This window comes from Levilactobacillus tongjiangensis, assembly GCF_003946345.1.
Lineage (GTDB): Bacteria > Bacillota > Bacilli > Lactobacillales > Lactobacillaceae > Levilactobacillus > Levilactobacillus tongjiangensis.
Window position 1 is genome coordinate 122949 of sequence record NZ_RHNY01000003.1, and the last position, 12709, is coordinate 135657.

Annotated in this window: 9 protein-coding genes and 1 tRNA gene; 8 read left to right on the forward strand and 2 right to left on the reverse strand. The window is 46.5% G+C overall.

The annotated features are described in order from the left end of the window. Nucleotides 1-190 precede the first annotated feature (190 nt). Complete coding sequence (locus EKM75_RS02580; protein WP_125691841.1) at nucleotides 191-1591, reverse strand: aminotransferase-like domain-containing protein; 1401 nt, start codon at nucleotides 1589-1591, stop codon at nucleotides 191-193. Between the two features lie 118 nt (nucleotides 1592-1709). Here EKM75_RS02580 and thiD point away from each other — a divergent pair, with 118 nt between their 5' ends. The 4 genes from thiD to EKM75_RS02600 all read left to right on the forward strand — a co-directional run bounded on the left by thiD (nucleotide 1710) and on the right by EKM75_RS02600 (nucleotide 4726). Continuing rightward, nucleotides 1710-2510 carry a bifunctional hydroxymethylpyrimidine kinase/phosphomethylpyrimidine kinase gene (gene thiD / locus EKM75_RS02585; protein WP_125691843.1) on the forward strand — a complete coding sequence of 267 codons (801 nt, stop codon included), beginning with the start codon at nucleotides 1710-1712 and terminating at the stop codon, nucleotides 2508-2510. Next, the gene (locus tag EKM75_RS02590; protein WP_125691844.1) at nucleotides 2507-3007 is read left to right on the forward strand and encodes an ECF transporter S component; all 501 of its coding nucleotides are present in this window, start codon (nucleotides 2507-2509) and stop codon (nucleotides 3005-3007) included. Before thiD ends, EKM75_RS02590 begins: the two co-directional genes overlap by 4 nt. Nucleotides 3008-3027: 20 nt before the next feature. Next, the gene (locus tag EKM75_RS02595; protein ID WP_125691847.1) at nucleotides 3028-3588 is read left to right on the forward strand and encodes a TIGR01440 family protein; all 561 of its coding nucleotides are present in this window, start codon (nucleotides 3028-3030) and stop codon (nucleotides 3586-3588) included. 502 nt (nucleotides 3589-4090) lie between these two features. Continuing rightward, nucleotides 4091-4726 carry a pentapeptide repeat-containing protein gene (locus EKM75_RS02600; protein WP_125691849.1) on the forward strand — a complete coding sequence of 212 codons (636 nt, stop codon included), beginning with the start codon at nucleotides 4091-4093 and terminating at the stop codon, nucleotides 4724-4726. On the opposite strand, the gene EKM75_RS02605 is transcribed toward EKM75_RS02600, so the two are convergent. Then, entirely contained in the window at nucleotides 4718-5695 is a 978-nt protein-coding gene (locus EKM75_RS02605; protein WP_125691851.1) for a LacI family DNA-binding transcriptional regulator, read from the reverse strand. The two genes, EKM75_RS02600 and EKM75_RS02605, sit on opposite strands and share 9 nt — an antisense overlap. A 208-nt stretch (nucleotides 5696-5903) precedes the next feature. Here EKM75_RS02605 and EKM75_RS02610 point away from each other — a divergent pair. The 4 genes from EKM75_RS02610 (at nucleotide 5904) to aspS (ending at nucleotide 12380) form a co-directional block, all read left to right on the forward strand. Then, nucleotides 5904-5975 (forward strand) — tRNA-Gln (locus tag EKM75_RS02610). Nucleotides 5976-7062: 1087 nt separating this feature from the next. Further along, nucleotides 7063-8718: a bifunctional aspartate transaminase/aspartate 4-decarboxylase gene (locus EKM75_RS02615; protein WP_125680957.1), complete on the forward strand. Its 1656-nt coding sequence runs from the start codon at nucleotides 7063-7065 to the stop codon at nucleotides 8716-8718. Between the two features lie 29 nt (nucleotides 8719-8747). Next, complete coding sequence (locus tag EKM75_RS02620) at nucleotides 8748-10394, forward strand: aspartate-alanine antiporter-like transporter (RefSeq protein WP_225426634.1); 1647 nt, start codon at nucleotides 8748-8750, stop codon at nucleotides 10392-10394. 207 nt (nucleotides 10395-10601) lie between these two features. Beyond that, nucleotides 10602-12380 carry an aspartate--tRNA ligase gene (gene aspS / locus EKM75_RS02625; RefSeq protein WP_191988787.1) on the forward strand — a complete coding sequence of 593 codons (1779 nt, stop codon included), beginning with the start codon at nucleotides 10602-10604 and terminating at the stop codon, nucleotides 12378-12380. Nucleotides 12381-12709 lie beyond the last annotated feature (329 nt).

The following is a 12709-nucleotide window of genomic DNA, read 5'->3' on the forward strand; positions in this document are numbered from 1 at the left end:
TCAGATATAGCGGGAAATTATCGCCATACCATTCGCCAAATTTGGACTGAAACGCGGTGGAAAGGACGGGACAAGCCAAAGAACGGTCTTGCCCCTCGATTGAAGCCGCAAAGCACGTCTCCAAGTCGCCATTTTCAAGAAAATCACTTGAAAGTCTCACGGTTTAATCACTGTTTTTCGCACGCTGTTCTTACTGTAATTTTTGTGTTAAGACTTGCTGCAAGTTGGCGTCCATTCCAGCGAAATTGAACCGGAAGCAGTGCTTGGTAGCACCGTAAATGGGACCAGGTTTAACTAGGATTTGGTGGTCCAGCAGGTTATTGAAGATGTTGGGATCATCCTGAGTGACCCACAGGTAGAAGCCGCCCCGGGGTGTGATAAATTCCCAGTTGGGCCGCTCTTGGCGAAAGATAGCCGTTACGGCTTCACGACGGGTGGCCAGTTCGGTGGTGAGCTTGGCAATTTCCGCGTTAAAGGTGTCGCTACTGAGTGCCAGGTGGGCCATGACCTGGGCCAACATGCTAGGCACGATGTCGAGCTTTTTTTGAACCTGAAGCAGTCGTTGGCCAATGGCTTGCGGTGCGACGATCCAGCCCAAGCGGGTCGTGGAACCCAGCAGTTTAGAGAGGGAGCTAATGTAAATGACGTTCTCAGGCGCCAAGGACTTGAACGTTGGGACGACATCCTCCTTGGGTACGAGCCAACCAAACACGTCATCCTCAATGATGGCGACTTGGTAGGACTGACACAGGTGCAGGATCCGTTGACGTTCGGCTAGCGGCATGACACGACCGGTAGGATTTTGAAAGGTGGGATTAAGTATTAATAACTTAATCCGATGTTTAAGAATTACGTCTTCCAACACGTCGAGATCTAAGCCGGTAGATGTGGTGGGCACAGCGTAAGTCTTCACGCCGATAGTCTTGAAAATAGCACTGGAGTTGAAGTAAGAGGGCGAGGCAAACGCCACAGCATCACCCATCTGTAGGAGGCTTCTAAGGATTAATAATAAAGATTGTTGGGCACCGCCAGTGATAATTAATGACTGATTGGTCGTCTTAAACTGGTTGCGTTGCATGTGGAGCCGACTAATTGTATGGATCAGCGGCTGATAGCCCGCGTCTTGTTCTTGTTTTTGAGCCATTAAGAAACTACGCCAATCCATCTGAAGGGACCCGAGTTGCGGAATTAAAGCCATTGGGAGTTCGTTGGCGGCACCGTCAATCAGATGGCCTTTATCCAAAGTCCGTGCCTGGAGGAGCTTACTCTGATAGGTGTCATCACGGGAAGAGCTGGCGTTTTCCAGGAAGACGTTCCAGTTTACTTTGGTTGTGAGCGAATTAACTTGTGGGAGCTCGGAAATAAAGGTACCGCTTCCAGTTTTCTTGACCAAAAGGCCACTCGCAGTAAGTTCCATGAAGGCTCGGGTCACGGTCGATCGGTCAACGTGGAGCAGCTTAGCCAGGTCTCGTTCTGCGGGGAGTCGTTGCCCGGGAAGTAGCTTGTCCTCTTGGATGAGGCGCTTAACCAGTTGGGTGATGGCGAGGTATTTTGGCTTGATGGGTGGGAGATCTTCGTGCCAATTAATCATAAGCAATTTTCCTTTCTTTTGACCCCAGTATAGTAATTGGCTGGATTAAAAACAAGCCAATTGGCCGTTGTGATTTTTTCACAAAAAACCAATACTAGAACGTGTAGGAGGAGATCACATGGAAAACGTCTTAACGATTGCTGGATCAGACAGTCTAGCCGGCGGTGGTATTCAAGCCGATTTAAAAACGTTTGAAGAGCTCAACGTCTTTGGTGTGAGTGCCCTGACTAGTGTGGCAAGCATCACGCCAACCAACTTAACCCTTCATCAGTTACCCACAACGGTCATCGTTGACCAGTTGACGTCGATTCTGACGCAATTGCCGATTCATTTCGCTAAAACGGGTCTGCTGGGTGATCTGGCAACCTTGGAGGCCGTGTGTGCACAGCTCGAGTCAACCACGACACAGGTGGTGGTTGATCCGGTCCTGGTCTTTAAGGAAGGACAGTCACAATTGCAAGCAACTTACATAACCGCCGTCAAGCAACGGTTACTCCCCTTGGGTTACGTGACAACGCCAAACTTGGCGGAAGCGGCACAACTAAGTGGGATGAGCATCACCAACAAGACGGAGATGGTCGAAGCGGCCAAACGAATTCAGGCAACGGGTTGCCCCAACGTCGTTATCAAGGGGGGTAACCGGTTGGCTGGGGACGTGGCCAGCGATTATCTGCGAATGGGCGATGTTGATTATTGGTTTGAAAGTCCTAAAATCGCTCGACAGACGACCGATGGTGCTGGGTGTACCTTCTCCGCGGCAATTACCGCACAACTGGCGAAGGGCCAAGCATTACCGGAAGCAGTTGAGGTGGCCAAGCGGTTCGTTTACATGGGAATTACTCACGGCGTAAGCATTAGCGAGCGGCTAGGCAGTGTTTGGCAGGGAGCAAGTCGACAATGGGAGGAAGAGACAAAATGAAACGTGGATCATTAAAAGAAAACACTTTAGCAGCTGTGCTGATTGCCATGACCGTGGCGTTGTCAATTTTAGTCGTTATCCCCATTCCCGCAACCAAAGGGATGGTGACACTGTGTGAGGTGGGTATCTACACCAGTGCCATTCTTTACGGCGGCCGGATGGGATTTCTAGTCGGTGGTGCCAGTGGGTTTCTGATCGATATTTTAACGGGGTATCCAGTTTGGTGCCTGTTCTCGTTAGTCATTCACGGGACGCAAGGCTTGGCAGTTGGGTATTTTACCCCACAAAACAACAAGTCAATCAAAACAATGATTGTGCCACTGCTGATTGGTAGCGTTATCATGGTCGTTGGGTACTTCTTTGCCACGGCCTTATTGTTCGGCTGGCCCGCGGGGTTAGCCTCAATTTTCAGTAATATTATTCAAGTTGGATTCGGCATGGTGGTCACGTTATCAATCGTGGGTAGCCTTGCCAAGTTGAAACCAAATTTAGTTTAGTCTAGGGAGTGTGTGTTGGTATGTTGGATATTAATTTGGATGAGTTGAAACAGCAGTTAGCTCAAATTGTACAAGACGTCTTGGACGCCGCAAAGTTACACCGGGGGGACCTCTTCGTCTTAGGGTGCTCAACCAGTGAAATCGTCGGCGGTCACATCGGTAAGAATTCCGACTTGGATGTTGGGATGGCCGTTATCGAGACTTTACGGAGCAAATTAGAACCACTGGGCATTCATTTAGCGGTCCAGGGGTGTGAACACATCAACCGTAGCGTGGTTGTTGAACGTGAAGTAGCAGAGAAGAAGGGCTTTGAAATTGTCACGGTTGTACCAGCCATGCACGCTGGTGGGGCTGGTTCCATTGCCGCCTTCAAACAATTCAAGGATCCCGTTGAAGTTGAACACATCGTGGCCCAAGCCGGATTGGACATTGGTGACACGTCAATCGGGATGCACGTTAAGTTCGTCCAGGTTCCTGTTCGCCCATCACAGCTGGAATTAGGTGGTGCCCACGTTACGGCACTGCGGTCACGGCCAAAGTACGTCGGCGGTCCTCGTGCCAACTACGAGCCAATCCAGTAAGCTTTACCGTCCTCAGCTGTCAGAAACGCCACTTCGTGAGGCAGACCTGGAGCCTGAGAAGCGGTCTCCAGAGCGACTTGTAGCCACTAAGTACGTGTCTACAAGCTTGTCGGGAAGACTATGATTGGTGGACTGATTGGCAGTCTGTGAGTGTTTTTTGAAACGATATTATTTTACCTAAATTGAAATTATACAAATAGAAAGAGGATTGCAGCAACTGGGGTTACCTAGCTGTCGCAATCCTTTTTTCGTTAATGTGGATATTTTGATAGTTTTAGAAAATGAGATATTATAGTCATTTTTATCAATGCGGTATAAGTTTTTTTGCAGTTAACACGATCATAGTTAGAGGACCGGTTCATAAAGCCGGAAGCGGTCCCCACAGCAGGCTGCCACCCTGACAACCGGAAGCGGCAATAGGGATTGCAGTGCCGGATGATTTAACGTATGGTAAGCTTTACGGCATGAAGTTGATTGATGAAAGAGAAAGGAAGTTTACTGAGTGAATGCACCTAGACTAGCCATGGCGGCCTTGTCTCCCGTTGAATTTACCAGCATTAAACAGGCGGAGGACCACTTACTACAGTTTGGAGACTTACAAGGTCAGACCATAGAGAAAATGACGCAGGAACATCCGATGGTTGATCAATGTTATTTTAAAGGTATGACATTTTTAGGTGATACCTTTGAACGATTTGAATTAACAGATGTTGTCTTTGAAAATTGTACGTTGGCGAATTGCCAACTGACCGGTGCCAGCTGGTACCGGGTACAGTTTAAGAATTGTAAGTTGGTGGGCACCACACTAGACCACGCTGTTTTGAAGGACGTGGCTTTTCAGGATTGCGATTTATCCTTAGCCAATCTCAACCAGGCCAAGCTCACGAACGTCACGTTTACTGATTCCCGGTTGCAGGAATTGAATTGTTTAGAGACGCAGTTGCGGCAAGTGAAATTAGGTGGCTGTGATTTAGATGCTGCCGACTTTACAGAGACGTCGTTGAAGAAGATAGACTTAACGACCTGTACGTTTACCACCCTACAAGTAACGGCAGTGGACGTGCGCGGCTGTCGGATGACCACGGAACAGGCAGCTTACTGTGCCCAACTCTTTCTTGGCGTTGACTGGTTAGCGTGAAATGGTCGTGGCAGCTAAGCGAATCTCGGCGGGCAGCATGTCAGCACCGTTGATTCGGTCTAACAGCCGGTCGATGGCGGTCTTACCCAACTGATTGATGGGTTGGCGGGCAGTGACGATGGGTTGGGGGAGAAAGTCAAACCAGTCCTGATCGTCAAAGCCCCCCAGTTGTAGGGTGGGGATGGCTAGCTCGGGTAATTTTCGCAGAACGCCTTCCATGATGGTATTGTCCGCGACAAACAGGCCATCACACTTCTGGTTGACCAGTAGTTGGCGGGTCATCTGTGGCACGTTACTGTTGTCCGTACGGGCTGTGGCCTCAATTGCAGGATCAGGTTCCAGGCCAGCAGCAATGAGGGCATGCTGGTACCCTTGTAGGCGTTCAGCGGCGGTAAAGGACACGGCGCTGTTAATGATGCCGACGCGTTGGGCGCCCTGAGCAATCAACTGTGCGACAATATCTTGCGTCCCCTGGACGTTATCGACCAAAACCCGGTCAAACGGCGTTTCAACGCCGGCGGGGGGCATGCGGTCTACGAAAACGGCTGGTGTGTCACCCAGGATGGCGGCGTAATCCGTGGGGCCGCCGGCACTGGTAATAATGACGCCGTCCACCTGTTTTTCCAGCATCAGGTTGAGCGCAGTGGCTTCCTTAGCCAGACTTTCGTCAGTATTCACGATTAAAACGTCATAACCAGCCTTGCCAGCGGCATCCTCAATCGCCCGAATCAGGCGGGTGAAGAAGTCATTTAAAATGTCGGGGATGATGACACCGAGGGTGTGGGTCTGTTGTAGCCGGATACTGCGAGCAAGACCATTGGGATGGTACCCGAGATTATTGGCAATGTTTTGAATCTTTTGGCGCGTATCGCGTTTGACGCGGGGACTTTGACTGAGAGCCCGCGAAACGGTAGCTTCTGAGACGCCGGCCGCCTTTGCCACGTCTTTAATGGTTACTTTTCCAGTCAATCAAATTCGCCTCTTACTAATAAAATTTTGATTATTAAGACTAAAAATGAGCGTACTGTTCAATGAATTATCACCTATGGTAGCGTTTTAAATGGACTAGCGTCAACTTATCTTGAAAAATGATGAAAAAAACCAAAAAAAGACTTGCTTAATATTGGGCATAAATGCTAAAATTATTACCTGTTGAGTCAGTAATGACGTCAATTCTTGGGCTATAGCCAAGTGGTAAGGCAACGGGTTTTGATCCCGTGATGCGCTGGTTCGAACCCAGCTAGCCCAATTCGTTACGCCTTAAACGCTACCGATTAGCAAGCAATTGCTATGACGGTAGTTTTTTTTCGGCCAAATTAAGTTGAACTTGCAAGTAAAGCTGCCGGTATAAAAAAAGATTTTCAGAAAAATAAGTCTTATTTTTGGTAGCGCTTAATTACTTGTTGCACAAGCAAAGACGGTGAGTTAAACTGAATCAATAATTAGTAAAAAAAGTTATAGACAAAAGTATATTCGTTATGAATTGATTAAATATATTTTGATTTAATCGTATAAATTATACGATGTAGCGTTTATTAATTTTACTTATCGGTTGACAGGGAGAAATCTAGGCGATATAATGCAGTTAAATTAAATACGTATTAAGCCGTGATTAGAAGATTATTAGCGGGTTGATGGGTTTTAGCGAGCGATGTTTGGTGGGAGATCGTATTTCTAAATCCGTGAAGACACTTCTTAGGCTGGCAGCGCATCTGGCTGTCCGTTCGGAAATTTTGGGAACGTTATCAATAAAGTGAAACTATTTAAGGTGGTACAGCGTCATGCGCCCTTGCAATTGCAAGGGCGCTTTTTTGTACAATTTTTTAATTAGATATTTAATGGCATGTTGGAAAAAGAAGACTGATGAGGAGGTAACGATTATGTCCGAACATAAAACGAGCCACGGTTCTGGATGATTTACGATAGCTTGGTGAATTTTCTGTAAGTGTGTTAGTTCTTGCGGGGCTTTAACACGTAAATAGAGATAAGTATCGTGACCTCCCGGAGTCTAATCAGCTCCGAAAACTAAAATAACTCATTTCATTTTAGTTTTTTTTGGAGATTAAATTATTACCGTTGGCAAGGGCCTAGTCAGGCGATTGGGCCCTTTTTGTGGTGCCCTAAATTTCATTGTTGCTGCTTTCACATATTGCAATGAAATAAAGTAAGTGTTATAACAAAGAAGGATGAAAACGATTACAGAGCCCCGCAAGCTTAAATTGTTGAATCCACAACTACTGGCCAGTAGAAAAAAATATACTTAACGTGTTTCTTCTTATAACTTGAACCGATTATTTGAGTTTTGGAGAAGGGCGTTAGAAATGAGGGCTATTCTTATGACTGTCAAAGATGTTGTGGCAAATGCCGATTTAGCTACTTTTAATAAGATTGACGAATCAGGTTTAGACAAATTCACCAAACTATCAAATTTCGAAGTTTCTGCAATTTTCCTGGAATACGCTGCAAAGAACATCAGAAATAACCGGGTTATCAACGCCGGCCGTGGGAATCCTAACTGGATCAACACGACTGCTCGTTTAGCTAACCAAAAATTAGTTAACTTCGGTGTTGAAGAATCAAAGCGTACCTTTGAACGTGACGATGGCGCTATGGCTGGCTTTATTGAAGGCGAAGGCGTTGCTGACCGTTTCTTAGCTACCTTATCAGATACGGATTCAACTGATCAATTCCTACGTTCTGCATTCGACTACTGTGTCGACAAGTTAGGTTTTGACAAGGATGCATTCGTTAAAGAATTATTAGACGGCGTAATTGGTAACAACTACCCTGTTCCTTCTCGTGCACTCAAATACACGGAACAGATTTTGAACGCTTACTTACAAAAGAACTTATACAAGGGTGTCGACCTGGCTGGTGAGACGGATGTCTTCCCAACTGAAGGTGGGACTGCCGCAATGGTTTACTTATTCCAAGAATTAAAGCAATCACATATCTTAAACCCTGGTGACACTATTGCTATTAACTCACCAATCTTCACGCCTTACTTACAAATTCCTGAATTAGCAGAATACAACTTGAAGATCGTTAAGTTGGCTGCTGACGAAGATGACAACTGGCAGATGACTGACGAGCAAATGGATACTTTGAAGGACCCATCTATCAAGGGCTTCTTCGATGTTAACCCTACTAACCCTTCAGCTCGTGCTTACAGTCCTCACACGCTTGATAAGTTCAAAGAAGTCGTTGAAGCTAACCCTAACTTAGTGGTTATTTCAGATGATGTTTACGGAACCTTCGCAGATGACTATCAATCAATCTACGCTGCTATTCCTCACAACACCCTGTTAGTTTACTCATTCTCTAAGCTTTACGGTGCAACTGGCCAACGCTTAGGTTTGATTGCTGCTAACAAGAACAACGTTTGCGACCGGATTATCAAGGAAGTTACGAACAACGATAAGTCCATCAAGGATGCTATGGAAGAACGTTACTCCATGGTTGTTCCAGAACCAAACGAAATGAAGTTCATCGACCGGACCGTTGCTGACAGTCGTGCTATCGGACTGTACCATACTTCTGGTCTGTCAACTCCTCAACAAATCATGATGGATCTGTTCGCTTTGAACAGCTTGATCACTGATGACGTTGATGATTACCTGTTGACTTCTAAGAAAGTCGTTAACTACCGTTACCACGCCCTTTGGGATGAAATCGGTGTTAACGTTGACAACTCACACGCCAACACGAAGTACTACACTTTGGTTGACATTTATGACTTGGTTGAAAAGGTTCATGGTGAAGAATTTGGGAAGTACTTCCGTTCTCAATACTCTTACCTGAGCTTCCCATACAGATTAGCTAAGGAATTTGGTGCCGTTGTTATGGACGCCTCTGGATTTGGTGCTCGTAAGGGTTACGTCCGGATCTCATTAGCTAACTTAACTTCCGATGATTACCGCGATCTTGCTAAGTGCATTAAGTCATTGATCGACGAGTACTACATGGAATTTCAACAAGATCAAAAAGCATAAAAAATAATCATGTTTAGGAAGTAATTACTATGGGCGCAATAGCTAGTTTTATGGTGGCAACACCAGTATTCTCAATCTTCATTTGTCTAGCTTTGGGATATTTATTAGGTAAAGTAAAAATTGGTTCGTTTAATCTTGGGGCAACCGTTGGTGTTTTGATTGTTTCCTTAATTATCGGACAAATCGGGGCATTTACCCGTGATAAAGTTTTAGGTGCCATCTTCTTCGACTTCTTCATGTTTGCCGTTGGGTACCGAGTTGGACCTTCATTCATTTCAAGTATGAAGAAATTCGGGACTAAGATCCTGATTTCCAGTTGTGTCTTCTTACTCTCAGCCTTCTTGGTTGCGTGGGCCTGCTTCGCAGCATTCCACGTTGGACCAGGGATTGCTGCCGGGACCATTGCCGGTGCCTTAACGCAATCCGCTGTTATTGGGAGTTCTCTGGAAACCATTTCTAAGTTACCCGTTAGTGCGGCGGTCAGGGCAACCTACTCCGCACAAGTTCCAATTGTTTACGCTTTGACGTACGTATTTGGGACTATCGGTGTTCTGATCTTCTTGCGTGATATCGCACCAAAACTGTTGCATATCGACATCAAGAAGCAGTCAACTGACGTTGCATTGAAGATGAACTTCCATACTGCAGCTCCAAGCCCTACTCGGGTACGGACCTTTGCAATTCAAAGCGAATCTCGCTTCATTGGCTGGACAATGCCAATGTTGAAGAAGTCTATTGGCTTCGGTGTGAACGTTTTGGAAGCCTTTGACAGCGAGGGTAACAGTGTTGCCGACAACGACTACCTCTTACAAGCTGGTGACCGCATTACGTTGGCCGGTTATGCCGACAACGTTTCGCAAGCCATCAACGGTGAAGATGTTGCCGAAGTCTTGGGTCAAAAGACTCGTTTCAAAGAAAAAATGTTTGTTCTTGCTAAGAACTTTAACAAGAGCCAACTTGCTGAATTGAAGGCAGACAATGTCTTCATCAACATGTTCGATCCTAAAGACGGTCAAAAGCAAAAAGCTGATGAACTGAAGCCAGGTTCCATTATTGGACTGACCGGTGATACCAGCAACAGTGGTAAGTTATTGCATACCATGGGCTTGTGGCGGTCTGACCGGGACGCTATCAACTTTGCACTCTTCTGTTTCGGGATTGCAATCAGTGCCCTCTTAGGGATTGCCGGCTTCAAGGTTAACGGTATTCCATTGCAATTAGGTGATGGGACTGCCAGTCTGTTGATGGGGTTAGCATTGAGTATCTGGGTTAACCGTTATCAATACCTTGAATCCATTCCTGACAGTGTCAGTGGATTCTTCCAAAGCTTAGGCTTGAACTTATTCATCGTTACTGTTGGATTGAACGCTGCGCGGACGTTTACGAGCGCCTTCCAGTCATTGGGGATCAGTATCTTCTTGATTGGTGCTATTATCTCCATCGTGCCACATATCATTACCTTGTACATTGGTAAATATGTCCTGCACATGGAACCAATTGCACTGATTGGGTCACTGACTGGGGCAGATACGTTGTCCGCTGGACTGAACGCCATTTCAGAACGTGCTGGAGATGTCGGTGGTCCATACTACGCGGCTACCGTGGCTCCTGCATATGTAATTGGTAACATTGTCTTAACGCTGCTTGGACCTATCTTCTTAGTTCTCTTGAGCTAATAAAGTTTGGTTTGCAGAATAGGCCTTTCTACGGGACGCGGCGCCTAACCACCCAGTCCTAAAGAAGGTAAGAGTATCACAGTTAAATATGTCACAGTTCCTTTAAAAAAGATAAGGCTCGAATTTGGGTTTTATCTTTTTTTTGGAAAAAATTATTAAATAGTCTTAATGGTTTATGACCGACACTCACAGACTGGAGATGTTCATATAATGAAGCGAACATGTTATGCCGGATTAGTTGATACTGATTTATTGGATCAAGAGGTTGTTTTGAAGGGCTGGGTTCAGAAACGTCGGGACCTGGGGAATCTGATTTTCGTTGACTTGCGGGACCGTGAAGGAATTGTACAATTGGTCTTTAGTCAAGAATTTAGTGCGGATGCACTAGCAGTTGCGGATGGTTTACGTAGTGAGTACGTGATCGAAATCAAGGGGACCGTTAAAAACCGGGCCAGAGATGGCGTTAACCCCAATATCAAAACTGGTCAGGTGGAAGTGGAAGTTCACGAGGCCAAGCTCTTAGCTGCTGCAGAAACACCACCATTCTATATTGAGGATGACAATAACGTGTCCGATGAGTTGCGGTTGAAGTATCGGTATCTTGATTTACGTCGGCCAGAAATGCAGCATAACATCAAAACCCGGAGCTTGATTATGCGGGCGACTCGGAACTACTTGGATACCCACGACTTCTTCGACATCGAAACGCCAGACTTAACGGCGTCAACGCCGGAAGGGGCGCGGGATTACTTAGTGCCGTCCCGAGTTTATCCAGGCCATTTCTACGCCTTACCACAGTCGCCACAGCTATTTAAACAATTGCTGATGGGGTCGGGATTTGACCGTTACTACCAGATTGCCCGTTGCTTCCGTGACGAAGATTTACGGGGTGACCGCCAACCAGAATTTACGCAAATTGACTTGGAAACCAGTTTCTTGGAAGCCGACGAGATTCAAAGTATCGTTGAAGGCCTCCTGAAACAAGTGATGCATGATGTTCTGGGTAAGGATATCAAGACACCATTCCAGCGGATCGAATGGCAGGAAGCCATGGATCGTTTCGGTTCAGACAAGCCAGATGTTCGGTTTGATATGGAACTGCACGACCTCTCTGACATTGTGAAAGACTTGGACTTCAAGGTTTTCCATGACGCAGTTAGTGATGGTGGGTTCGTGAAGGCCATCTGTGTTCCCGGTGGGGCTGACAAGTACTCCCGCAAGGATCTCGATACGAAGACGCAGTACGTAGAACGCTTTGGTGCCAAGGGAATCGCTTGGGTCAAGGTAACAGACGACGGCTTTACCGGGCCAACTAGCAAGTTTGTGGCGGGTAAAGAAGCTGAAATTAGTTCGGCACTTGGTGCTCATGCGGGCGACCTGATTCTGTTCATTGCGGACAGCTTTAAGGTGGTTTCAGACACCCTAGGCTACTTACGGAAGTCGATTGCCAAGGAAATGGGTATGATCGATGAGTCTCAATTTGCTTACCTGTGGGTCGTTAACTGGCCACTGTTTGAGTATGATGAAGGCATTAAGCGGTGGATTGCCGCTCACCATCCATTCACCATGCCAAACGAAGAGGACTTGCATTATCTAGAGGAGGGCGAGAACCCACATTTGGCCCACGCACAAAGCTATGACATTGTTTTGAATGGGTATGAAATTGGTGGGGGATCCATCCGGATTCACACCCGTGAAGTTCAAGAAAAAATGTTCCGAGCCCTTGGGTTTACTAAAGAACGGGCCGAACGAAACTTTGGTTTCTTGATTCACGCCTTCGACATGGGCTTCCCACCTCATGGTGGCTTGGCAATCGGGCTTGATCGGTTTGCCATGATTCTGTCCGGTAGTAAGAATATCCGTGACGTGATTGCCTTCCCTAAGAACTCTAAGGCGACAGAGCCACTGACCAACGCGCCGGAAACGGTGTCCGCTGATCAGCTGGAGGCCTTAGGTTTAGCCGTTGTGAAACAGGACAAGGATTAGTTAAGAACGTGTCGGCCGCAATGGCCAGATTTCCCCGCGTTGAAAAATTAAAGCTTGCGGGGCTATCTTGGGTTTCATGAGCAGCGGTGATAACGATTCAGTTTTGAGGTTATCCAAGTGGCGTGAAATCAAGAAATTTTGGTTCGACTGAATTGACGCGGACGGATACGTCTGGTCATTGAGGAAAGATGATGTTGATTTTTGGTTATTAATAACGGAGTAGATTAGTTATCAATAACTAAGGCTCGACCCATTGGCTTTAAGAATTACCGTTGTTTAATTTATTTGAGCTGGCCTGAGAAGCCGCGGTTTAATTTCTCAGGTCAGTT

Coding starts and splice junctions, on each gene's coding strand:
- EKM75_RS02580 (WP_125691841.1), bottom strand. CDS start 1,591: ATGATTAATTGGCACGAAGATCTCCCACCCATCAAGCCAAAATACCTC.
- EKM75_RS02620 (WP_225426634.1), top strand. CDS start 8,748: ATGGGCGCAATAGCTAGTTTTATGGTGGCAACACCAGTATTCTCAATC.
- EKM75_RS02595 (WP_125691847.1), top strand. CDS start 3,028: ATGTTGGATATTAATTTGGATGAGTTGAAACAGCAGTTAGCTCAAATT.
- thiD (WP_125691843.1), top strand. CDS start 1,710: ATGGAAAACGTCTTAACGATTGCTGGATCAGACAGTCTAGCCGGCGGT.
- EKM75_RS02615 (WP_125680957.1), top strand. CDS start 7,063: ATGACTGTCAAAGATGTTGTGGCAAATGCCGATTTAGCTACTTTTAAT.
- EKM75_RS02590 (WP_125691844.1), top strand. CDS start 2,507: ATGAAACGTGGATCATTAAAAGAAAACACTTTAGCAGCTGTGCTGATT.